Source organism: Pseudochelatococcus sp. (assembly GCF_050946405.1).
GTDB lineage: Bacteria > Pseudomonadota > Alphaproteobacteria > Rhizobiales > Beijerinckiaceae > Pseudochelatococcus.
In genome coordinates, this window is record NZ_JBMNUS010000008.1 from 1 (window position 1) to 22,330 (window position 22,330).

24 protein-coding genes are annotated in these 22,330 nt (G+C 64.6%); 9 read left to right on the forward strand and 15 right to left on the reverse strand.

Annotated features, from left to right (window positions below):
• Nucleotides 1-172: 172 nt before the first annotated feature.
• Together argC and speB are read right to left on the reverse strand one after the other, a co-directional pair.
• Entirely contained in the window at nucleotides 173-1,123 is a 951-nt protein-coding gene (gene argC / locus ACOYJQ_RS12540; RefSeq protein ID WP_433458866.1) for an N-acetyl-gamma-glutamyl-phosphate reductase, read from the reverse strand.
• 109 nt (nucleotides 1,124-1,232) lie between these two features.
• Nucleotides 1,233-2,186, reverse strand: coding sequence for an agmatinase (gene speB / locus ACOYJQ_RS12545; protein ID WP_433458867.1), 954 nt, complete (start codon nucleotides 2,184-2,186; stop codon nucleotides 1,233-1,235).
• A 375-nt stretch (nucleotides 2,187-2,561) separates the two neighbouring features.
• Here speB and ACOYJQ_RS12550 point away from each other — a divergent pair, with 375 nt between their 5' ends.
• The 6 genes from ACOYJQ_RS12550 (at nucleotide 2,562) to ACOYJQ_RS12575 (ending at nucleotide 7,869) form a co-directional block, all read left to right on the forward strand.
• Nucleotides 2,562-3,770 carry a hypothetical protein gene (locus ACOYJQ_RS12550; protein WP_433458868.1) on the forward strand — a complete coding sequence of 403 codons (1,209 nt, stop codon included), beginning with the start codon at nucleotides 2,562-2,564 and terminating at the stop codon, nucleotides 3,768-3,770.
• Between the two features lie 88 nt (nucleotides 3,771-3,858).
• Nucleotides 3,859-4,404, forward strand: coding sequence for a type III secretion system chaperone (locus ACOYJQ_RS12555; RefSeq protein ID WP_433458869.1), 546 nt, complete (start codon nucleotides 3,859-3,861; stop codon nucleotides 4,402-4,404).
• A 150-nt stretch (nucleotides 4,405-4,554) separates the two neighbouring features.
• On the forward strand, nucleotides 4,555-4,863 hold the full coding sequence (locus ACOYJQ_RS12560) for a hypothetical protein (protein ID WP_433458870.1): 309 nt from the start codon (nucleotides 4,555-4,557) through the stop codon (nucleotides 4,861-4,863).
• 235 nt (nucleotides 4,864-5,098) lie between these two features.
• On the forward strand, nucleotides 5,099-5,884 hold the full coding sequence (locus tag ACOYJQ_RS12565; protein WP_433459142.1) for an NAD kinase: 786 nt from the start codon (nucleotides 5,099-5,101) through the stop codon (nucleotides 5,882-5,884).
• An 8-nt stretch (nucleotides 5,885-5,892) separates the two neighbouring features.
• Nucleotides 5,893-6,843, forward strand: a complete 951-nt coding sequence (locus ACOYJQ_RS12570) for a hypothetical protein (protein ID WP_433458871.1) — start codon at nucleotides 5,893-5,895, stop codon at nucleotides 6,841-6,843.
• Nucleotides 6,844-7,083: 240 nt separating this feature from the next.
• Nucleotides 7,084-7,869: a carbon-nitrogen hydrolase family protein gene (locus ACOYJQ_RS12575; RefSeq protein ID WP_433458872.1), complete on the forward strand. Its 786-nt coding sequence runs from the start codon at nucleotides 7,084-7,086 to the stop codon at nucleotides 7,867-7,869.
• Between the two features lie 49 nt (nucleotides 7,870-7,918).
• Here ACOYJQ_RS12575 and thrS read toward each other — a convergent pair whose 3' ends face one another.
• Both thrS and yidD read right to left on the reverse strand, forming a co-directional pair.
• On the reverse strand, nucleotides 7,919-9,889 hold the full coding sequence (gene thrS / locus ACOYJQ_RS12580; RefSeq protein WP_433458874.1) for a threonine--tRNA ligase: 1,971 nt from the start codon (nucleotides 9,887-9,889) through the stop codon (nucleotides 7,919-7,921).
• A 51-nt stretch (nucleotides 9,890-9,940) separates the two neighbouring features.
• Nucleotides 9,941-10,321: a membrane protein insertion efficiency factor YidD gene (gene yidD / locus ACOYJQ_RS12585; RefSeq protein WP_433459143.1), complete on the reverse strand. Its 381-nt coding sequence runs from the start codon at nucleotides 10,319-10,321 to the stop codon at nucleotides 9,941-9,943.
• Nucleotides 10,322-10,492: 171 nt separating this feature from the next.
• On the opposite strand from yidD, the gene ACOYJQ_RS12590 reads away from it, so the two are divergent.
• Nucleotides 10,493-11,401, forward strand: coding sequence for a MipA/OmpV family protein (locus tag ACOYJQ_RS12590; protein WP_433458875.1), 909 nt, complete (start codon nucleotides 10,493-10,495; stop codon nucleotides 11,399-11,401).
• Here ACOYJQ_RS12590 and ACOYJQ_RS12595 read toward each other — a convergent pair.
• Nucleotides 11,395-11,850 (reverse strand): iron-sulfur cluster assembly scaffold protein, encoded by a 456-nt coding sequence (locus ACOYJQ_RS12595; RefSeq protein ID WP_433458876.1) that lies wholly within the window; start codon nucleotides 11,848-11,850, stop codon nucleotides 11,395-11,397. The genes ACOYJQ_RS12590 and ACOYJQ_RS12595 overlap by 7 nt on opposite strands.
• A gap of 193 nt (nucleotides 11,851-12,043) precedes the next feature.
• Between ACOYJQ_RS12595 and folE the strand changes: the two genes are divergently transcribed.
• Together folE and hisI are read left to right on the forward strand one after the other, a co-directional pair.
• The gene (gene folE / locus ACOYJQ_RS12600) at nucleotides 12,044-12,703 is read left to right on the forward strand and encodes a GTP cyclohydrolase I FolE (RefSeq protein ID WP_433458878.1); all 660 of its coding nucleotides are present in this window, start codon (nucleotides 12,044-12,046) and stop codon (nucleotides 12,701-12,703) included.
• Nucleotides 12,704-12,910: 207 nt separating this feature from the next.
• Nucleotides 12,911-13,330: a phosphoribosyl-AMP cyclohydrolase gene (gene hisI, locus ACOYJQ_RS12605; RefSeq protein WP_433458880.1), complete on the forward strand. Its 420-nt coding sequence runs from the start codon at nucleotides 12,911-12,913 to the stop codon at nucleotides 13,328-13,330.
• Between the two features lie 24 nt (nucleotides 13,331-13,354).
• Here hisI and ACOYJQ_RS12610 read toward each other — a convergent pair whose 3' ends face one another.
• From ACOYJQ_RS12610 to lpxA, 10 genes are all read right to left on the reverse strand, one after another.
• Nucleotides 13,355-13,735, reverse strand: a complete 381-nt coding sequence (locus ACOYJQ_RS12610; RefSeq protein WP_433458881.1) for a hypothetical protein — start codon at nucleotides 13,733-13,735, stop codon at nucleotides 13,355-13,357.
• A gap of 150 nt (nucleotides 13,736-13,885) precedes the next feature.
• Nucleotides 13,886-14,308 carry a nucleoside-diphosphate kinase gene (ndk, locus tag ACOYJQ_RS12615; RefSeq protein WP_433458883.1) on the reverse strand — a complete coding sequence of 141 codons (423 nt, stop codon included), beginning with the start codon at nucleotides 14,306-14,308 and terminating at the stop codon, nucleotides 13,886-13,888.
• A gap of 157 nt (nucleotides 14,309-14,465) precedes the next feature.
• A complete protein-coding gene (locus ACOYJQ_RS12620) occupies nucleotides 14,466-15,446 on the reverse strand; it encodes a branched-chain amino acid ABC transporter permease (RefSeq protein ID WP_433458885.1) in 981 nt (326 codons plus the stop codon).
• Nucleotides 15,446-16,333 (reverse strand): branched-chain amino acid ABC transporter permease, encoded by an 888-nt coding sequence (locus ACOYJQ_RS12625; protein WP_433458886.1) that lies wholly within the window; start codon nucleotides 16,331-16,333, stop codon nucleotides 15,446-15,448. Before ACOYJQ_RS12625 ends, ACOYJQ_RS12620 begins: the two co-directional genes overlap by 1 nt.
• 112 nt (nucleotides 16,334-16,445) lie before the next feature.
• Nucleotides 16,446-17,651, reverse strand: a complete 1,206-nt coding sequence (locus ACOYJQ_RS12630; protein ID WP_433458888.1) for an ABC transporter substrate-binding protein — start codon at nucleotides 17,649-17,651, stop codon at nucleotides 16,446-16,448.
• Between the two features lie 79 nt (nucleotides 17,652-17,730).
• Nucleotides 17,731-18,471 carry an ABC transporter ATP-binding protein gene (locus ACOYJQ_RS12635; protein WP_433458890.1) on the reverse strand — a complete coding sequence of 247 codons (741 nt, stop codon included), beginning with the start codon at nucleotides 18,469-18,471 and terminating at the stop codon, nucleotides 17,731-17,733.
• Nucleotides 18,464-19,219 (reverse strand): ABC transporter ATP-binding protein, encoded by a 756-nt coding sequence (locus ACOYJQ_RS12640; protein WP_433458891.1) that lies wholly within the window; start codon nucleotides 19,217-19,219, stop codon nucleotides 18,464-18,466. The genes ACOYJQ_RS12635 and ACOYJQ_RS12640 overlap by 8 nt, the downstream gene beginning before the upstream one ends.
• Nucleotides 19,220-19,459: 240 nt before the next feature.
• The gene (gene lpxB / locus ACOYJQ_RS12645) at nucleotides 19,460-20,650 is read right to left on the reverse strand and encodes a lipid-A-disaccharide synthase (RefSeq protein WP_433458892.1); all 1,191 of its coding nucleotides are present in this window, start codon (nucleotides 20,648-20,650) and stop codon (nucleotides 19,460-19,462) included.
• On the reverse strand, nucleotides 20,640-21,506 hold the full coding sequence (locus ACOYJQ_RS12650) for an LpxI family protein (RefSeq protein WP_433458893.1): 867 nt from the start codon (nucleotides 21,504-21,506) through the stop codon (nucleotides 20,640-20,642). The genes lpxB and ACOYJQ_RS12650 overlap by 11 nt, the downstream gene beginning before the upstream one ends.
• Entirely contained in the window at nucleotides 21,503-22,318 is an 816-nt protein-coding gene (lpxA, locus tag ACOYJQ_RS12655; protein WP_433458895.1) for an acyl-ACP--UDP-N-acetylglucosamine O-acyltransferase, read from the reverse strand. The genes ACOYJQ_RS12650 and lpxA overlap by 4 nt, the downstream gene beginning before the upstream one ends.
• Between the last annotated feature and the right edge of the window lie 12 nt (nucleotides 22,319-22,330).

Sequence of the window (22,330 nt, forward strand, 5' to 3'; positions counted from 1 at the left end):
CGCACCTGGACCCGAAAGCGCACCTGGACCCGAAAGCGCACCTGGACCCGAAAGCGCACCTGGACCCGAAAGCGCACCTGGACCCGAAAGCGCACCTGGACCCGAAAGCGCACCTGGATTTAAGGGCGCTTTCGTACAGGAAGAGCGCCCTTCGAAAAGCGCTCGGGGCGGCTCACACGCCCAGCATCAGCCGCAGGTTCTGGACCGCCGCGCCCGAAGCGCCCTTGCCGAGATTGTCGAGGCGCGCCACGAGCACGGCCTGGCCGTGATCCGCATTGCCGAAAACATGGATTTCCAGGCGGTCGGTGCCGTCCAGCGCCAGCGCGTCGATCTTGCCCGCAGCCGCGTCCGCGAGGGGAGCGACGGAAACATTCGGCGCCCCGTCGTAATACGCGCCGAGGGCGGCATGCAGATCGGCGGCGGCCGGCGCGCCCGGCAGATCGCGCAGGAAGAGCGGAACGCTCACCAGCATGCCCTGCCGGAAATTGCCCACGGACGGCACGAAGATCGGCTGGCGCTCCAGCAAGCCATAGGCGCGGATCTCCGGCAGGTGCTTGTGCTTCAGCGCCAGTCCGTAAAGCTCGAAAGCGGGCGCGCGGCCGGCTTCGTAATCCTCGATCATCGAGCGCCCCCCGCCCGAATAGCCGCTCACCGCATTGATCGCGACGGGAAAATCGGCGGGAAGAATGCCGCGCGCCACGAGAGGCCGCAGCAGGGCGATGGCGCCGGTGGCGTAGCAGCCGGGATTGGCGACATGCGAAGCGCCGGCGACAGCCTGCGCCTGCCCCTCCGCCATTTCCGGGAAGCCATAGACCCAACCCTCGCTCACGCGATGGGCGGTGCTGGCGTCGAGCACGCGCGGCGCTTCCTCGCCCAGCGATGCGGCGAGCGCCACGGCCTCGCGCGCGGCGTCGTCCGGCAGGCACAGGATCACGAGATCGGCGGCGCGCATCATCTCGCGGCGCGCGTCGGCGTCCTTGCGCTTCTCGGGCGCGATGCTGATGACCTCGACGCTCCCCAGCTCGTCGAGGCGCGCGCGGATGCCGAGCCCCGTGGTGCCCGCCTCTCCGTCGATGAACACGCGCGGCTTGCCGGCCGCTGTCGCACTGGTCTGCCCGGACATGATGATCCCCTGCAATGATGCTCACCGCATGGCGTAACGCGGCGTGCGTGTCAAGAAGCGTCCTCGATACACCGACGCTCCCGGCGTTCCACCGTCTGCGTGATGGCCGTTATCGCACTTTCTCGGCGAGAATTTGCAGATAGTGCTGCACCACCGTCGCGCCGGCGATCGCCGTGATGTCGGCGTGGTCGTAGGGCGGCGAGACCTCCACGATATCCATGCCCCGCCAGTCGAGATCGCGCAGCGCCCACAGCGTCATCAGCGCGTCGATGGCGGCGAGCCCGCCCGAAACCGGCGTGCCGGTTCCCGGCGCGAAGGCCGGATCGAGCGCGTCGATATCGAATGAGAGATAGGCGGGCTGCGCGCCCACGCGCGCCCTCACCCGCTCAGCGAGCCCCGCCGAGCCGAGCGTGCGCGCCTCGTAGGCATCCACGATCTCGATGCCGAAATCGTCGGGGGCGATGGTGCGCACGCCGATCTGGATCGAACTGCCGGTGTCGATCAGCCCCTCCGCCTCCGCCTGCGTGACGAACGCGCCGTGCGACATGCCGCTGTCGGCTTCCCAGGTGTCCTGATGCGCATCGAACTGCACCAGCGCCATCGGCCCGTGCAGCGCCACATGGGCGCGCAGCAGCGGCAGCGTGATGGAATGGTCGCCGCCCAGCGTGATGAGCTGCGCGCCGGAGGCGAGGATGTCGCCCGCCTGCGCCTCGATCAGGCCGGGCACCTGATCGGGATGGCGATAGTCGAACGAGCAGTCGCCCCAATCCAGCACGATGAGCGTATCGAAGGGATCGAGCCCGGAGGGAAACTGCGGGTCGCCGTCAAAGATCGCGGAGGCGCGGCGGATGGCCTGCGCGCCGAAGCGCGCGCCGGGGCGGTTGGAGGTGGCGCAGTCGAACGGCACGCCCCACACCACGGCATCCGCCCCGTCGATATCGCGGCCGAACCGCCGGCGCATGAAGGAGAGCGCGCCGGAATAGGTGGGCTCGGCCGAGCCGCCGCGCAGATTGCCGAGAAAGGCGTTGTCGGTGGGGCGCGGGCGAATGGGATCGTCGGACACGGCAACCTCTCTTGCGCCGCATGCAGCGCGCGCGGCATCTTTATGGAGCGGCAACATAAACGAGTTGAATGGCGAAACGGCGAAACGTCAAGCGGCGCAGCCGGGAAAACCGCCCCGCCCGCCTGCGGGAAAGGGCATCGAAAAGCTGCTCGCCATGATTTTTTAAACTAAACAAACTATAAGAAAAAACTCTATTTTGAGAGAACATAAATGCATAATTTTCAATTTAAAAGAAAAATTGATTGAATAATAAGATAATTTTATTATATACTTCATGTACTTATTTATATTAAAAAAATTTACAGTCTCATGTCTTTATCGTATGGTTCGACGTCTAAATGGAAATTTATTGCTTTATGAATTGAGGATAAGATTATGACGAATCTGCCATTGGTGAGGTCTCGCAGCGCTTCCAGCTTGTCTACGGAATCTGCGGGCGGCATGCAGGTGCTGGAGAAGCAACCGCCACTTCCGGCTTTCAGTTTTCTGTGTACGTTGGGTAAGGATCATGCCGGGTTCGACCGGCTGGATGCGTCTGCCGTAGAGAGATTGGGCAAGCTTCCGGCAACTGCTGCGGGGAGCTTTCTGGGCACGCTGGACCTCACGTTAGTCGCCAGTTTGTCTGATGAGCAGATCAAGGCATATTCTGACATTCCAGTTGATGGCGGCGCTAGAACCTTTCTGGACGCCGTTGCGGAGCGGGGTGGGACCGATGTACTTGCCGGGTTGACGCCAAGCGACATTAGATCGCTGACGAGCTTGGCGGAGAATTATACCCCTCCAGCGTTGGCTGAACTGCTGAAATATACAAAAAATGTCGGGGTCGGCAGTGCTACGACCAGGATAGTAATGAATCCAGGTCAGGTCGCCAGAACGCTTTTTAAGAAGGTACTCATGGATGAAAAAAGCAAGGCGCCCTCCCAATTCCAGTCTATGGCCGACACCAAAGAGGGTGTAGAATGGATAGATAACGCGTTTATGAAGACAGGAGAAGAAAACACGGCCCGGTCGGTTCAATACAGAAAGTCTAAGCAGACCGAGGCAAGAATAACCAACCGCTTAGGGTTGGTCGCTGCTTTTCTGGTGATAGCGGGGACTGTATTGTCGGCCACGGGGATCGGGTTGGCTATCGGTGCGCCTATGATAGCCGTTGGCGCTACACTGTGCGGCGTGATCATCGCGCAGAAAAAAGCCGAGTCGATGAGCCGGAAAGAATTGCCTGCAATGAAGGAAAGGGTCATCCACGATAGCTTGGTGGCAAAATTTAATGCCTATAAGGAACGAGCGGATAATATCGGCAAAGTATTGAATGTGCGTTTGACCAAACCGGATGGCCTCCTGAACGCGAGCGATCTCCGGGCTTTAGAGTGTTACGCTGCGGCGATGAGGAAGATGGCGGATTTGATTATCGCGGAAAAGGATAACCAGGAAGCGCCGCAGACGAACATTGAAGGCACAGATGACGTGGCTCTCAGGACTGTCAAAGAACTGAACGCCGCACTTTCCGCGGTGGAAGAGTTGCTGATCGCGGCTGAGACGCACACTAACGTCGTTCGCACGGAAAACCATATTTTAGTCTCATAATGTCAGGCTTTTTATTGTCACGCTATCGTCGCCGCTGCCGTATTTCGGTCGGTTGCGGCGCTTTCATTTGTTCCTTCGTCGCCGATAGATGGCAAATGCAATGTTTTTACCTGTAGCGGGGGTACCCATGAGCGAGCGAGAGTCGGAACAACGGAAGTCCTTCATTGCCGATCCTGACGAATTGACCAGGCAATATGCGCTCTCGCTCGGCTTGGAGGACACGGCGCTGGATGAAAACGGCGAACTCATTCTTCTTTACGATTCGATCGTCGTCCGCTTTTTCGTCGAGCGGGAAAGGCAGTTGATCATATTGAGCGCGCCCGCCACCAATAAGGGCGTTCCCCATGACGTCGCCGTCTATGCGATCCTGCTGGAGCTCAACCTGAAGGGCAGCGCCGACGGCGATGGTTCTCTGGGCCTTGACAGCGATTCCGGCATCCTGTTCTACACACACGCGATCTCCCTTGTCGGGCTGGATCAGGATCGTTTCCGCGCTTTCGTGGAGCGAAGTCTCGGCGTCATCATGGCATGGCGACAGGTGATCGAGTCCGACGATTTTTCCCGCTTGGCTGAAAAGTCCGTTGTCTTGCGAGATTTGCCCGGCGATGATGGAATCGTGCCGACGCGGGTGTGAGAAAACGCCCGCCCGCATTCCGCCGGTCCCGGTCCATTCCGTCGGCGTCGCTCTTGGAGCTTCGCCATCACCTCACCATATTGAGGGGGTGTGATGGGAATGCTCCGTGCATCGGCAATGGCCGACGCAGGCAATAAATGGAAGGCGGGGATGACGTATGATCCGTTTCGCGCAGGCCGGCAGGGTTTTGCGCATATGCGTGTGGTGAAGTTGAAGGGCTGGCAGGTCGCGCTTGTTTCCGCGGCGGCCGTCGCCCTCGTGCTGACGCTCGCGGTGGTCGCGGCCGGCGCGTTCCTGCTGCTGTTTCCGGCGGTGCTGATCGGCGGGCTCGTCTGGCGGCTGCTCGCGCGGTGGCGCGGCGAATCACAGTCTCGCCCGCAGCAGCCCGGCGCGCCGCGCGATAACATCGTCGACGCCGAATACGTCATCCTGACCGACCGCAGCCGCGAAAGGAAGTAACCGATGCGCGGCGCGGGCTGTCGTTTGCGGGCGCCGGATTCTTCCGCTGAATTTTTCCCCGCCGGGTTTTTCCCCGCCGAGTTTTTCCTTTGACGCTCCCCGCCCTGCGTCTATCCTCCCGGTCTGTTTTTGCGGGCTGCCTCCCGATCTCCGCCGGCAGCCGTGGAGCGTGACGAACGTGGATCAGGACCCGATCATCGACCGGCCTCCCGGCCTTGCGATAACTCCCGCGGCGTTGAAGGCCGGAAAGCCGGACGCGGCCTTGCGGGTCGGCTTTGTCGCCAGCGATACGCCCGAGGCGCAGGCGGCGGCGGCGCGCCTGACGGAAATTTACGGCGCTTGCGATCCCGACGAGGCGGATATCGTCGTGGCGCTCGGCGGCGATGGCCTGATGCTGCAAACGCTCCACCGCTTCATGGGCCGTGAAACGCCGATCTACGGCATGAATCGCGGCTCCATCGGCTTCCTGATGAACGAGTTCAGCGAAGTCGGGCTGGTGGAGCGTCTTTCCGCCGCCCAGCGCAGTGTCGTTCATCCGCTGCTGATGATCGCGCACGACATTCATGGCGAAGAGTTCCGGGCGTGGGCCATCAACGAGGTGTTCCTGTCGCGCCAGACCTATCAGGCCGCCAAGATCAGGGTCTATGTCGACGGCGAGGTGCGGCTGAAGGAGCTGATCGCGGACGGCATCATGGTGGCCACGCCGGCAGGATCTACCGCCTATAACCTTTCCGCCAACGGCCCCATCCTGCCGCTCAACGCGCCGCTGCTGGCGCTGACGCCCATCTCCGCCTTCCGGCCCCGCCATTGGCGCGGCGCGTTGCTGCCCGATCACGCGCGCCTGCGCTTCGAGGTGCTGGAGGCCGCCAAGCGGCCGGTCAACGCGGTGGCCGATCACACCGAGGTGCTTTCCGTCGCCTTCGTGGATATCGCCCTTGACCGGAGCGTGGGGCTGGTGATGCTGCATGATTCCGGCCACAGCCTCGACGAGCGCATCCTGCGCGCGCAGTTCGGATACTAGAAATGGTCATGCCACGCCTTCGCGAGCCGGGACCGCGCGCCGCTCTCCTGCTGGCGACCGTGGCATGGCTGGTGCCGTTCGGCGCGGCGCCAGCGCAGCAGCAATACGAACCGCCGCAGGCCATTCCGATCACGCCGGTGCTGCCGATGGAAGGCCCGGCCGGCGAAGTGCCCAAGATGCTGCCGCAGTCGTTGCAGGACGGCACGCGCACCACGCACGCGCTTTCGTTGACCGCCACGTTGGCGGGCAGCGAGATGCCCATCCGCTCGGGGCTGGTCTGGCGCATCTACGCGGTGACGCCCGGCGCCGATCCGACGCTGGTTTCGGAGCTGACGGAGGCATCCCCGCGCCAGTTGCTTGCGCAGGGCAACTACATCGTCCATGTCTCCTACGGTTTCGCCAGCACCGTGGCGCGCGTCGCGCTGCGCGCCGATTCCGTTTCCCGCCTGGTCATTGGCGCCGGCGCGCTGCGGATCACCGGCGTGGTCGGCAAGAACGCCATTCCCGATCAGGATCTCACCTACTCCATCTACATGCCGGAGCAGAACAACCCCGAAGGCCGTCTCGTGGTGGCCGGCGTGCGCTCCGGCGAGACGGTGCGCCTGCCGGAAGGGGAATATCATGTCGTGTCGTCCTACGGCTCCTCGAACGCCATGGCCCGCACCGATCTGTCGGTCGAGGCAGGAAAGGTAACGGACGCAACCATCAATCACCGCGCGGCGCGCGTCACCCTGAAGCTGGTCGCGAGCGAGGGGGCGGAGGCGTTCGCCGGCACGGCGTTCAGCGTGCTCACGCCCGGCGGCGATACCGTGCATGAGGAAGTCGGCGCATTTCCCTCGCTTGTTCTCGCCGAAGGAGAGTATGTCGTCGTGGCGCGCCACGAAGGACAGGTCTATTCCCGCGATTTTGCAGTCAGAAGCGGTGTCGACAGCGATATCGAGATCGTCGGGCGGCAATAAAACGTTCTGTCGGAACGGATTGCCGCAGCTACAGCCAAGCATATACATGGCAGCCGGATGCCGGATGCTGGAGCGTAAACACGACGGCGACGGCTATTCTGTACTCATGGCGGGGATCGGTGAAGAAGCACCGATTTTTTAATTTTCTTAATACGTATCGGCGGCAGCGGCATAATATTTTTTTGATGATACGCGCCACATGGGCTTGGCAGCATGTCGTAAAACCGTCACGATTCACCGATGACGAATCTCGCCCACCCACTGAACATTGCGGTAGCGCAAAGCCACATCACACCCGACGTTCACGCCAACGGCCGCCACCTGCGCGCGCTCATGCAGCGCGCCGCCGAAAAGGGCGCGCGCCTCATTCAATTCACCGAATGCGCCCTCTCCGGCCGCGCCCGCAACCAGATCAACAACTGGCATCGGGTGGATTGGGAGGCGCTCGATTCGGAACTCACCGAAACGGCCGATCATGCACGCAAGCTGCGGCTGTGGACGGTCATCGGCAGCAACCACCGCCTGCCGCCGCCGCGGGAGCCGCACAACAGCCTCTACGTGATTTCCGACAAGGGCGTGATCGTCACGCGCTACGACAAGCGCCTGTGCGCCAGCGACGGCTCCAGCCTCTGGTACACGCCGGGGCTGACGTCGACCACCTTCGTCATCGACGGCTACCGGTTCGGCTGCGCGCTGTCGACCGAGGTTCACTACCCGGAGCTTTTCGCCGCCTACGAACGCCTGTCGACGGATGTCGTGCTGCTGTCCTGCTATGCAGAAGAGGCCATTTTCGCCATCGAGGCGCAGGCGCATGCGGCGATCAACGCTCTCTGGGTCGGGCTCGCGACGCCGGTGGCGACGAGCCGCAGCCTCCCCGGCGGCCTCATCGGGCCGGACGGCAACTTCGTCGCCCGCGCCCGGCGCGGCCAGTCGGCGCTGGTGGTCGCAACCATCGACCCCACGCGCCCGGAATACGCCGACATGCACGACCGCACCCGCCTGCGCCGGGCGCAGGGCGACCGTTAAGGAAAGGCGATTGGAATACAGCGGCGCCGTTTCCGGCGCCGCCATTTTGTCAGACGGTTGCCGGCGCAGCCTCGCCGTCGCGGCGTTGATCCGGCGGCAGGCTTTCGGCGACGAGCGATTTCAGCGCCTCGTCAAGCGTCAACTGCTGCTGCGCCTGCGAGCCGAGGCGGCGGATGGAGACGGTGCGCTGCTCTCCCTCCTTCTTGCCGACGACGAGCAGCACGGGCACCTTGGCGAGTGAGTGTTCGCGCACCTTGTAGGTGATCTTTTCGTTGCGCAGATCGGTTTCCACCCGAAGGCCGCGTTTCTCCGCCTCCGCCGCCACCTCGCGCGCATAATCGTCGGCATCCGAGGTGATGGTGGCGACGACCGCCTGCACCGGCGCGAACCACAGCGGGAAATGACCGGCGTAATGCTCGATCAGGATGCCGAGGAAGCGCTCCATCGAGCCGCAGATCGCGCGGTGGACCATGACCGGCGTCTTCTTCTGCCCGTCCTGATCGACGAAGAAAGCGCCGAAGCGCTCCGGCAGATTGAAATCCACCTGCGTGGTGCCGCATTGCCAGTCGCGTCCGATGGCGTCCCTCAGAACATACTCGAACTTCGGTCCGTAAAAGGCTCCCTCGCCCGGGAAAATTTCCGTGCGGATGCGGTTGCCGGAACGCGCGCGGATTTCCTCCAGCACGTTGCCCATCACTGCTTCCGCATGATCCCACAACGCATCATTGCCGACGCGCTTTTCGGGCCGCGTGGAAAGTTTCACCACGATGTTGTTGAGATCGAAGCCGAAATCGGCATAGGTGCTGAGGATCAGGTCGTTGATCTTGAGGCATTCCTCCGCGAGTTGATCCTCGGTGCAGAAGACGTGCGCATCGTCCTGCGTGAAGGCGCGCACGCGCATCAGCCCATGCAGCGCGCCGGAAGGCTCGTAGCGTGAGACGGAGCCAAATTCCGCAAGCCGGAGAGGCAGATCGCGGTAGGACTTGAGACCGTGCTTGAACACCTGCACATGGCCGGGGCAGTTCATCGGCTTGATGGCGAAGACGCGCTCGTCCTCCGTCTGGGTGACGAACATGTTCTCGCGGTACCATGCCCAGTGGCCGGAGGTTTCCCACATGGCCTTGTCGAGAATCTGCGGCGTGTTGATCTCGCGGTAGTCGCCGTGAAGCCGGCGGCGCATGTAGGCGATAAGCTGCTGGAACATCGTCCAGCCCTTTTCGTGCCAGAAGACGACGCCCGGCCCTTCCTCCTGGAAGTGGAACAGGTCCATCTCGCGCCCCAGCCGCCGATGGTCGCGCTTTTCGGCTTCCTCGAGCTGGTGGAGATAGGCGTCGAGCGCTTCCTGCGTGGCCCAGGCGGTGCCGTAGATGCGGGTCAGCATGGGGTTGTTGGCGTCGCCGCGCCAGTAGGCGCCCGCCACCTTCATCAGCTTGAAGGCCGTGCCGATCTTGCCGACGCTCGTCATGTGCGGGCCGCGGCAGAGGTCGAGCCAGTCGCCCTGTCGGTAGATCTTCAGATCCTCGCCTTCCGGGATGGCGTCGACGAGTTCGATCTTGAAATGCTCGCCCTTTTCGCGAAAAAACGCCTTCGCCTGCTCGCGCGTCCAGAACTCCTTGGTGAACGCCGCATCGCGGGAGATGATCTTCTTCATCTCCGCCTCGATGGCGGGAAAATCGTCGGGCGTGAACGGCTCGTTGCGGGCGAAATCGTAATAGAATCCGTTCTCGATGACGGGACCGATCGTCACCTGGGTGCCGGGCCACAGCGTCTGCACCGCCTCGGCAAGCACATGGGCGCAATCGTGGCGGATAAGCTCCAGCGCGCGCGGATCGTCACGGGTGAGAAATTCGATGCGGGCATCGGCGTCGATCGGATCGGCAAGGTCGCGGACCTCGCCGTCGACGGCCATGGCGACGGTGCGCCTGGCGAGCGATTTCGCGATGCTTTCGGCGATCTCGCGGCCGGAGACGCCGGGCGCGTACTGGCGCTCCGCGCCGTCGGGAAATGTCAGGGTAATCATCAAATTTCTCCGGCTCACTCCTGCAAACGGGGCAGGTAAGCGTTCATGCGATCATGGGACGGTTCGGGAAACGGGCGTCGAGGCTTCGCCGCCGTCCGTTTCGACGGCCTCGCAAACAATGCTTGTTTCTGTCATGGGCGGGGCGTAGGTGCTCCGCCAGCGCCCGTAAGTCCACGGCTTATACCATCGATGCCCGTCGGGCAACGTTTCGGGCACCAGATCGAGACCGTGCGTGCCGAACGGGTGGCAGCGGCACAGGCGGGCCGTCCCCATCCAGCCGCCCGCCCAGAGGCCGTGCCGGTCGATGGCCTCGTCCATATACGATGAACAGGTCGGCAGGTGACGGCAATGGCGGCCGAGAACGGACGAGAGCGTGAGCTGATAGGCGCGAATCAGCAGCCGCGCCGCCGTGACGGCGGGCCGCCGGAGCAGTTTCGCGAAAGGCTTTCCGTCACCCAAATTTAACCTGACCTTCGTGCGGACATGGCTTAAGAGTGCCGACGGGGTACGCTCGACGCAGACGCGCGCGTCCATCGGCTGCGTGCTAACCAATTGGTGAACTTTATGCAAGAAACTCGGGCCGATCATGAACGGAGGCATGCTGTGTTGCGTTTTGCATACCCCTTTGGAACGGCGCTTGCGCTTTCGGCCGGCGTTCTGTGCCTCGATGCGGCCGGAACGCGCGCCGCCGCCCAGACATCAGGCTACGATGCTTATGCCGCGCCGGCCGAAACGGGCGCAAGTGCGTCCGCGCCGTTCTTCTCGCCGGTGCCGGTGAGTTCCGCCAAATGGATCGCGACCCTGAGCGCCAATGTCAATGTCGGCCCCTCGTTCGTCGGTTCGGACAAGTACACGCTGACGCCTTATCCGCTGATCAGCATCCGGCGCGGCGGCCAGGCGCGCCGCCCGCGCATTCCCGGCGATGGCGCGAGTCTCGATCTGCTCGACCACGAATATCTGAGTTTCGGTCCCGTCGCGCGCTACCGTTCCGGCCGCTACTTCGCCGACGATCGCAAGCTGTTCGGCCTGCGCAAGCTGCCGTGGACCATCGAGGGCGGCGCGTTCCTCGAAGTATGGCCGACGCATAACCTGCGCGGGCGGGTCGAGGCGCGTCACGGCTTTCGCGACGAGGACGGCTGGGTCGTCGATTTCGCAGCCGATTTCGTGCAGCCCTTCGGTCAGTTCACATTTACTATCGGTCCGCGCGCAAGCTGGGCGAGCGACACGACGATGCGCAACACGTTCGGCGTGACCGCCTACGAGGCGTCGCTCAACAATCTGGTGTTTCCGCAGCATCAGCTCTACGCCTACAAGCCGGAAAGCGGCTTGCAGAGCGCGGGAGCGGCGGCGTCCCTCGCCTACAGGTTCACCGAGGAATGGAGCGCCACGGCCACCGCTTCCTATAGCCGGCTGGTGGGTGACGCCGGCCGCAGCCCCATCGTCAGGCAACTCGGCGATCGCGACCAGTTCAGCTTCGGGCTCAGCGCGGCCTATTCGTTCGGCGTCTACTGAGCCGCGGCCGGCATGTCCGCGTCGCGCGCCTCGATCTGCGCAATGGCATCGACGACGGCGTCGAACGTCAGCAAAGTCGAGGCGTGGCGGGCCGGATAGTCGCGCACGGGCTCCAGCGCCGCCAGCGCTTCCCAGCGTCCCGCAGGCGGCGGGCCGCCGTCGCGCAGCATCGCCCGCATGACGTCGCGCACTTCCCGCAGCTCCTGCGCGGATGCGCCGACCGCCAGCCGTCCCATGACGGACGCCGACGCTTGCCCGAGCGCGCAGGCGCGCACTTCGTGGGCGAAGTCCGTCACCTCGCCGCCGCGCATCGTCAGATCCACGGTTATGGTGGAGCCGCACAGGCGCGAGTGCGCCGTGGCGGTCGCATCGGGACGGGCGAGCCTTCCGAGGCGCGGAATGTCGGCGGCAAGCGTGAGTATCTGGCGGGTATAGATATCGTTAAGCATGATGTCCGAAATGCCGTTTCAGAGCCCGGAGTCGATCGCGCTCCTCCCGGCGTCTGAGCAGCCGCCGCAAGCGGTCGTTGCGGCGCAGCCGATAATGCCTATATAGTGATCTTCTTTGCGGGTTGAAAAGCCCATTGTCCAGCTCATCGAATTGGTCCTCGTTCAGGGCCGGTCAAATAGCGGGAGGCACCACATGGATGCCGTGGTTAAGCCCTTGTCCGCGCGTGAGGCGATCGCCGCCAACGCTGACAAGCCGGGTGCGGGGCCGGTTTTCCGGTATGGTTTGGACAAGCCCACGCGCGCGGAGGCGGAGGCGGCCGTCGAGACGCTGCTGCGCTGGATCGGCGACGATCCGCGCCGTGAGGGGCTTGTCGATACGCCGAGGCGCGTGGTCAAGGCGTATGAGGAGCTTTTCGCGGGATACCTTGAGGATCCCGCCGAAGTTCTGGACAGGGTGTTCGAGGAAGTCGAGGGCTATTCCGATATCGTGCTCGTGCGCGACATCTCGTTCTTTTCGCATTGCGAGCACCATATGGTACCGATCATCGGCAAGGCGCATATCGCCTACTATCCGGCGAAGGGAGTCGTCGGGCTCTCCAAGCTCGCCCGCGTGGTCGAGGTTTTCGCCCGCCGCCTGCAAACGCAGGAGGCGCTGACCGCCCAGATCTCCGATGCGATCAACGACGCCCTGCAACCGCGCGGCCTCGCCGTCATGATCGAGGCGGAGCACCTGTGCATGGCGATGCGCGGCATCCAGAAGCAGGGCGCCACGACCATCACCACCCGCTTCAGCGGCCAGTTTGTCGATAATCCGGCGGAACAGGCACGCTTTTTCACGCTCGTGCGCGAATAGCGATCTCATCAAAAAGGAGAGAATATCGATGTTACAGCTTGTTATGTAACAGATATTCTCTTTTTCCAGAGCATCAGGCCGAAAGGTGTGCGCGCCTTCAGGTCTGCGGAATCGTCACGCCGCTCTAAATTCTATATTTTACCGCAACTTGCGTTCAAATCGATCAATCGACTTGAACGCAAACTGCTCTAGCATACGGATTTCGCCGTGGTCGATGATCTTTTTCCTTCTCCCGCTTCGCTCGACAAGGCGTCCATCGAAGAAGGCACGCAGCTTGCGCCGGCCTTCGACGCCAACGGTCTCGTGACTTGCGTGACGACCGACGCCGACAGCGGCCGCCTGCTCATGGTGGCGCACATGAATGCCGAATCGCTGCGCCGCACCATCGAGACCGGCGAGGCATGGTACTGGTCGCGCTCGCGCAAGACGCTGTGGCACAAGGGCGACACGTCCGGCCAGATCCAGACCGTTGTCGAGATGTGCGTCGATTGCGATCAGGATGCCGTCTGGCTCCGGGTGAAGGTCGCCGGAGACGGCGGCTGCTGCCATACGGGGCGCTGTTCGTGCTTCTATCGCCGCGTGCCGGTCGGCAAGGGCATCTGCGAGCCGCTGGAGAAGGAGGATTGAGCGGTGTTTGCCGCTCTCTCCGCTTTATCGCAGCTTGCACGCGGTCCGGGCCGCTTCCGCCTTCGGGCGGGCGCTGGCGTTGAATACGCCGGATCGGCGGAAGGCATCGAACTCGTCGGGAGACAGCGCCTGCGTTACATTGCGGGCGAAGCAGGCGCAACGTTCGGCATAGCTCCCGATCGAATCGGCCGAGATACCCCACTCCCGAATCACGCAACTGTCGAGGATATGCGTGCGGATGGTATCGGGGCTGGCGTCGCGCAAGTCGACCGCACCTTGAGCGGGGCCGGATTGCGGCGGCGTGGCGCCCGCGCCGGCGCGGTCCGCGGTGAAGAGGATAAGACCGGCCGCTGCCGCAAGCACCGCGCCCAACAAAAGCCCCGACCGACTCCCGAACGTGTGCATCGCCCTGTTCCTGCTTTCGCGCGCCATACGATCCGCGACACGCGATAGCTCATTTTCTCTCTGGAGAAAAACGGTTTTTGGGCGCGGCCAAGAAAAAAGCGTGGCTGCGACCCGCGCGCCACGCTTGCATTTCCGTCCGGCAGGCGCCGTTCAGCCGACGATTTCGTTGCCGGCGAAGAACTGGGCGATTTCGACCTCGGCGGCCTCGGGCGAATCCGAACCGTGCACGGAGTTTTCACCGACCGACTTGGCGAACAGCTTGCGGATGGTGCCTTCCGCCGCGTTCTCGGGGTTCGTGGCGCCCATCACTTCGCGATAGCGGGCAATGGCGTTGTCGCCTTCGAGAACCTGCACGACGACCGGGGCGGAGATCATGAAATCCACCAGTTCGCCGAAGAAGGGGCGCGCGCTGTGGACGGCGTAGAACGTTTCCGCCTGCTTGCGGGTGAGCAGGATGCGCTTCTGCGCGATGATGCGCAGGCCCGCCGCCTCGATAACGGCATTGATCGAGCCGGTGAGATTGCGTTCCGTCGCGTCGGGCTTGATGATGGAGAAAGTGCGCTCAAGAGCCATGATGTACCGTCTGAACCTTGCGTTATCGATGGGTGACGGGCTTATAGCCGCATGATACGTCAGCGACAAGACGAGCACCCTCTTCCGCGCCGGGAAATCTGCGGCGCGGAAGCGTTTTTTATGGATCGGGCCGTCCCCGCCCTTCCCGGCGCATGCCTCACAGGGGCCGTTTCGTCCAGCGTGACAGCACGCCGATGATTCCTTCGCGGAACAGCAGCACGCAGACGACGAACACGATGCCCTGTACGATCGGCACCCATGCGCCGAGCGTCGCCAGGTAGTTCTGCATCGACACCGTGACCACGGCGCCGATGGCCGGGCCGAAGATGGTCCCCATGCCGCCGACGAGCGTCATCAGCACCACCTCGCCCGACATCGTCCAGTGCACGTCGGTCAGCGAGGCGAGCTGGAACACGAGCGCCTTGGTCGCTCCCGCGAGCCCCGCAAGGCCGGCGGAGATCACGAAAGTCGCCAGCTTGTACTGCACTGTCCGATAGCCGAGCGAAATGGCGCGCGGCTCGTTGTCGCGGATGGCGCGCAACACCTGCCCGAACGGCGAATGAACGATGCGGAAGATGAGCAGGAAACCCGCGAGGAAGATCGTCGCCACGACATAATACAGCGTGCGGTCGTCGGCGAGCGGCAGCACGCCGAACAGCACCCCGCGCGGCACGGACTGGATGCCGTCCTCGCCGCCCGTGAACGCCGCCTGCAACGAGAGAAAGTAGACGAGTTGCGCCAGCGCCAGCGTGATCATGGCGAAATAGATGCCCTGCCGCCGGATCGCCAGCGCGCCGAATGCCGCGCCGAGCACGGTCGCCGCCGCCGTGCCCGACAGGATGGCAAGCTCCGGCGAAAGCCCCCAGACCTTCGCCGCATGCGCGCTGACATAGCTCGCGAAGCCGAAGAAGGCCGCATGGCCGAAAGACAGCAGGCCGCCGTAGCCGAGCAGCAGGTTCAGCGCCGAGGCGAACAGCGCAAAACACAGCACCTTCATCAGGAAGACGGGATAGAGAACATGCGGCGCGGCGAGAAGCACGGCGACGAGCGCGACGAACAGCACGCCGTAGTGACGGCCGGATCGCGCCCGCCCGCCGCTGTCGGCGGCGACGGAAACAGCCGGGTTGTTTGCGCTCATCAGGCAGCCCTCCCGAAGAGGCCGGCGGGTTTCACCAGCAGCACGAGGATCATGATGACGAAGATGACGGTGGACGAGGCTTCCGGGTAGAACACTTTCGTCAGCCCCTCGACGATGCCGAGCGCGAAGCCGGTGACGATGGAGCCGAGGATGGAGCCCATGCCGCCGATCACCACCACCGCGAACACCACGATGATCATGTCCGCGCCCATGTTGGGGTTCACGGAGTAGATGGGCGCGGCGAGCGCGCCCGCGAAGGCCGCCAGCGCGACCCCGAAGCCGTAGGTGAGCGTCACCAGCAGCGGCACGTTGATGCCGAACGCCTGCACCAGCGTGGGATTTTCCGTCGCCGCCCGCAGATAGGCGCCAAGGCGCGTGCGCTCGATGACGAACCACGTCGCAAGGCATACCGCGAGCGAGGCCAGCACCACCCATGCCCGATAGTTGGGCAGGAACATGAAGCCGAGATTGCGCCCGCCCGCCAGGTCCGCCGGAATGCCGTAGGGCAGGCCCGAGACGCCGTACTGGTTGCGGAAAACGCCCTGGATGATCAGCGCGAGGCCGAAGGTCAGCAGCAGGCCGTAGAGGTGATCGACATTGCGCAGCCGCGCGAGCAGCAGCCGCTCGATGACGACGCCGGTCGCGCCCACGGCGAGCGGGGCCAGGAGCAGCGCCCACCAGTAGCTGACGCCCGCGTACTGGAGCAGCATCCACGCCACGAACGCGCCCATCATGTATTGCGCGCCGTGTGCGAAATTGATGATGTTGAGCAGGCCGAAGATGATCGCCAGCCCAAGACTGAGCACCGCGTAGAAGGAGCCGTTGATCAGGCCCAGCAGCAACTGGCCGAACAGCACCTGCGGTGGAACGCCGAGCAGTTCAAACATCGATACGCCTTTCGACGGCTACGACCGGAAATTGGACGCCGCTTCCCGAAGGGATTTGATGCGGGGACGGCGGCGCGGATGCAAGGCGCACCCGCGCCGCCGGCTGCGGGCGTCAGCCCTTCTTGACAAGCTCGCAGCCGCCGGCGTCGAGCGGGCGGAACGCCTCCGCCGCCGGGATGACCGAGAGCTGGTTGTAATAGTCCCACGGTCCTTTCGAATCCGCGGGCTTCTTCACCTCGAACAGGTACATGTCATGCACATGGCGCCCGTCGACGCGCACTTCGCCCTTGCCGAACAGCGGATCTTCGGAAGGATTCTCCCGCATCCATTCCAGCACGGCCTTCGTGTCCTTGCTCTTGAGCGCCTCGACGGCCTTCAGGTAATGCAGCGTGCCGGCGTAGACGCCCGCGTGCACCATCGTCGGCTTGGCGCCGCCGTGGCGGGCCGCGAAACGCTCCGACCACGCGCGGGTGCCGTCGTTCTGGTCCCAGTAGAACGCTTCCGTCAGCACCAGCCCCTGCGCCGCCTCAAGGCCCAGCGCATGCACGTCGGAGAGGAAGACGAGCAGGCCGGCGAGCGTCTGGCCGCCGGCGACGATGCCGAACTCGGACGCCTGCTTGATGGTGTTGATGGTGTCGCCGCCCGCGTTGGCGAGGCCGATCACCTTGGCCTGCGACGCCTGCGCCTGCAACAGGAACGACGAGAAGTCGCTGCCCGGGAACGGATGGCGCACCTGGCCCAGCACCTTGCCGCCGGCGTTCTTCACCACTTCCGCCGTGTCGCGCTCCAGCGCGTGGCCGAAGGCGTAGTCGGCGGTGAGGAAGAACCACGTATCGCCGCCCCGCTTCACCAGCGCCGTACCGGTACCGTAGCCGAGCGAATAGGTGTCGTAGGTCCAGTGGATGGTGTTCGGCGAGCATTGCTTGCCGGTGAGATCCGTCGCGCCCGCGCCGGAGTTGATCATGATCCGGTTCTTCTCGCGCGTGATCTGCGACACGGCGAGCGCCACCGAGGAGGTCGGCACGTCGAGGATCAGGTCGACGCCGTCCCGGTCATACCATTGGCGGGCGATGTTGGAGCCGATGTCCGGCTTGTTCTGGTGATCGGCGGAGATGATGGAGACGTCGATACCCTTCTCCTTCGCCTGGAAATCCTCCACCGCCATCCGTGCGGCGACCACGGAGCCCTCGCCGGAGAGATCGGCGTAGACGCCCGAGCGGTCGTTCAGCACGCCGAGCTTGACCGCGATCTGGGCCTGCGCTGCGCCCGCCGCGCCGAGCGCGAAGACCGTGGCCAGCAACCATGTCCTGATACCCATCGTTTCCCCCTGATTCGTCATCGCAATGAATGTTCTGTTGTTTTTGTCCGGCGCCGGGCGGGCCGGAAGCATCGCGGGCTCACACGCCGAGATAGCCGTGCAGCCTGTCGATATTCGCGTCGAGCTCGTCGTTGCGGATCATGTCGACCACCCGCCCCTGTTCGACCACGTAATGTCTGTCGGCCACGGTGGCTGCGAAGCGGAAGTTCTGCTCCACGAGCACGATCGTGAAGCCCTCCCGCTTGAGGCGGGCGATGGTGCGGCCGATCTGCTCCACGATTACCGGCGCAAGCCCCTCCGTCGGCTCGTCGAGCAGCAGCAGGTTGGCGCCGGTGCGCAGGATGCGGGCGATGGCCAGCATCTGCTGTTCGCCGCCGGAAAGCTTCGTGCCCTGGCTCGACAGCCGTTCCTTCAGGTTCGGAAACAGCGTGAAGATGTGTTCCGTGGTCATGCCGCCCGGTTTCACCTGCGGCGGCAACACAAGATTCTCGGCCACGGAGAGGCTGGAGAAGATGCCTCTCTCCTCGGGCACATAGCCGATCCCGAGACGCGCGATGTGGCGGGAGGGCATGCGGATCGTCTCGCTGCCGTCGAACACGATGGAGCCGGTGCGCTTGCGCAGGATGCCGATGATGGAACGCAGCGTCGTCGTCTTGCCCGCGCCGTTGCGGCCGAGCAACGTCACCACCTCGCCGGCGGCGACATCGAAATCGATGCCGTGCAGAACGTGGGATTCGCCGTACCAGGCTTGCAGATCGCGGACGGCGAGCATCGCCGCCGCCGCAGGCGCGCGCGCGGTACTCACAGCGGCTTCAGGCATGCATTCCCCCCATGTAGGCTTCCACGACCCGCTCATCCTTCGAAACCGTGGCATAACTGCCCTCGGCCAGCACCTTGCCGCGCGCCAGCACCGTGATGCGGTCCGACAGCGAGGCGACGACGGACAGGTTATGCTCCACCATCAGGATGGTGCGGTTGGTCGAGACGTGGCGGATGAGCGCCGCCATGCGGTCGACATCCTCATGCCCCATGCCTGCGAGCGGCTCGTCGAGCAGGAGCATGGCGGGATCGAGCGCCAGTGTGGTCGCCACTTCCAGCGCCCGCTTGCGGCCGTAGGACAACTCGCCGGCGCGCACCGTGGCGTAGTCCGCCAGGCCGACGGCCTCCAGCAGCTCCTTCGCTTCCCGGTCGTAGCGGGAAAGGATGCGCTCGGAGCGCCAGAAGTCGAACGAATCGCCCCTGCGCCGCTGAAGCGCGATGCGCACGTTTTCCAGTGCGGTGAACTGCGCGAAAACCGCGGAGATCTGAAAGGAACGCACCACTCCCAGGCGCGCGATCTCCGCCGGCCGGAGCGCGGTGATGTCGCGGCCCTTGTAAAGAATCGCGCCCGTCGTCGGCGTCAGAAACTTCGTCAGCAGGTTGAAGCAGGTCGTCTTGCCTGCGCCGTTGGGGCCGATCAGCGCATGGATCGTGCCTTGCCGGATGTTCAGATCGACCCCGTCAACCGCCTTGAAGCCCTTGAACTCAATCGTCAGACCGCGTGTTGCAAGTATGGGCTCGTCGCGCATCCGGCGTTCTCCCTGAATTGCGTTCTTTGATTATGTCTCTAAACCGAATCCCCCGCCCTCCGGGGCTGACATCGCGCTTGGCTCTCCCCGGCAAATGATTGCGCGTGAAATCAAGATATTCGCCAATCACCTGCTAGATATGCACTGAGAGCATTGCGCGGAAAACACCCGCTGTCAATCTCCCGTTCGGTGCGGGAGCGGACGCCGCTGAAAAATGTCGTCGAAAGAATGGTGGTGCGTTCAGCGTCCGGCCTGCGCGAGCACGATGCGCGCCGCCTTGACGCTCGGCGTGTCGGCGTCGATCGCCATTGCCGCGTCGAGGCGCGAGAAAGCCTCGATCTGCCGCTGGCGCAGGGGTGTTTCGTCGAGCAGCGGCAACAGGGTCCTTGTGAGTATGTCCGGCGTGCAGTCCCATTGCAGCGGCTCGGGAACGACATTCTCGCCGAGAATCAGATTCGCGTAGGTGACGGTGGTGACGGTCAGGAAGTGGCGCACCTGCGCCTCGACGGGCGACACCTTGTAGGTGACGACCATCGGCACGCCGGCGAGCGCCAGTTCCAGCGTCACCGTGCCGGAAGCGGCGATCGCCGCATGCGCCTGCCGGAACGCCGCATATTTCGCGTCCTCGCCCGAGACGATCGTCGGTTTCACCGGCCATTGCGCCACCGCCGCCCGGATCAGCGGGGCGACATGATCCACAGCCGGCAGCACGAAACGCACGGGCCGCGATGCCTGCGCCGCCACGCGCGCGACGGTCTCGCCCAGCACCGGCAGCAGCCGTGTGACTTCCGACCGCCTGCTCCCCGGCAGCACCAGCACGTTGAGGGTTTCCGCCTCCGCCAGCGGCGGCCGCTCGCCCGTCGACGGCCGCAGCGTGCCGAGCCGCTCGATCAGCGGATGGCCGACATAGGTGCAGGGCGGGCCGCCGAGCCGCGCGTGCGCCTGCGGCTCGAAAGGCAGCAGCGCCAGCAGATGATCGACATAGGCGCGCATCTTGCGCGCGCGCCCCGGCCGCCAGGCCCAGACGCTGGGGCTGACGTAATCGACGATCTTCAGATCCGGCAGACGCCGGCGCACGCGCTTCGCAACCGCATGCGTGAAATCGGGACTGTCGATGATCACCAGCACATCCGGGCGCGCCGCCGCCACCGCGTCGACCGTGGCATGCACACGCGCGACGATGGTCCTTATCCGTGCGATCACCGCCACGAAGCCCATCACGGCGATGTCGGACAGCGGAAACAGGCTGTCGAGCCCCTGCGCCGCCATCGCCTGCCCGCCGACGCCCGAGAAGCGCACCTCGCCCGCCTGCGCCCGCAAAGCGCGCATCAATCCCGCGCCGAGATTGTCGCCGGATACCTCGCCGGCGACGAGGAACACATGCAGCGGCCCGGTGTCCGCCTTGGCCTCTTCCCGCCGGTCATCCGCCATGAACCGCCTCCGCCTCGTTTGCCGGCACGCCGAGAACGAACAATCCGCGCCGCCGGGCCTCGCGCAACATGTCGTCCTCATCGATGACAAGCGTGCGTCCGGCGCCGTAGGCGACGCCGTCGAGACCCGCCTTGTCGGCGAGGATGACGGTGCGCGGCCCGATCGCAGGCAGGTCGACGCGAAAATCCTGCCCCTCCTTGGTGGTCTTCACCAGCACGCCGCGATTCTCCGCCCGCCATCGGCGCGTGAAACGCATGAAGCGCACCCGCCGCAGCATCGCGTCGGTGCCCTCCGGCCCTTCCAGTGCGATCACCCGTTGTCCGCCGATCACGGTCGCCTGCCCCGCATCGAAGCGCGACACCGTGCGCAGCAGGTCCATGCCGATGCCGATGGCGCGCAGGCTCGCCGCATCGGGCTCCCGCCCCGCGCGCACGCCGACGCTGCCCAGAAGTTCCGGCGCCAGCGTATCGACGCCGGCGACGCGATGGCCGTTGTCCTCCAAGAGCCGCACAACGCCGCCGAGCAGGCCGTCGTCGCCCAGCGCCATCAGGGCCGCCAGTTCGCGCCGGTTGCGATAGGCGGCAAGCGCGCTGAACACGGCCGAGGGCCGCGGGCGGTTCACCGGCCCCGCCATCACCACGCAGGCAGGTTGCCAGGCCGCGAGCGTCGCCAGCGTTCTTTTCACGTCGAGCAGGTCATTGGCCGCATCGGCGCGGCGCACCAGCCCGCCATCGGCGAAGCCGCGGAACGCCAGCACGCGAAAATTCTCCCTGCGCCGGCGCAGAGCCTCGATCAGCGCGCCGGGCAGCGCGCCGCCGCCCGCCAGAACGGCAATGGGCCGCGCGCCGTCGCTCATCCGCCCCGCCCGTCGCGCGGCATGCAGATCGACCGCTTGCCCGAGGCGCGGATGAACGACAGCACCTCCTCCACCAGCGGCACATCTGGAAACGCGGCCGCGACATCCTCGACGCGCTCCATCAGCGTTCCCTCATCGGCGAACAGCGCCCGGTAGGCGCGCCGCAGCGTGTGGATTTCCTCGCGGGAAAAGCCGCGCCGTTGCAGGCCGACGATGTTGAGCCCGCCGAGATAGGCCCGGTTGCCGAGCGCCATGCCGTAGGGGATGAGATCGTTCTCCAGCCCCGAGAGCCCGCCGATGAACGCATGCGCGCCGACGCGCGCGAACTGGATCACCGCAGCGCCGCCGCCGATGATCACATGATCGCCCACACTCACATGGCCGGCGAGCATGACGTTGTTCGACAGGATGACGTTGTCGCCGACCTGGCAGTCGTGGCCGACATGCGAATTGGCGAGCAGGGCGCAGCGATCCCCGATCACGGTCTTCATGCCGCCGCCTTCGGTGCCGGGATTGATGGTCACGCCCTCGCGGATCAGGCAGTCGGCGCCGATCGCCAGCGTGGAAGGCTCGCCGCGATACTTCAGATCCTGCGGCTGGTGGCCGACGGAGGCGAAAGGGAATATCCGCGTGCGCGGGCCGATCCGGGTTTGCCCGGCGACGACGACATGGCTCACCAGCTCGCAATCGTCGCCGATTTCCGCCGCGCCGTCCACGATGCTGAAGGGACCGATGCGCACCCGCGCGCCGATGCGCGCTCCCTCTTCCACGACCGCGGTCGGATGGATGACGGCAGTATCCGCCTTGGTCATGATGGCCGCCCC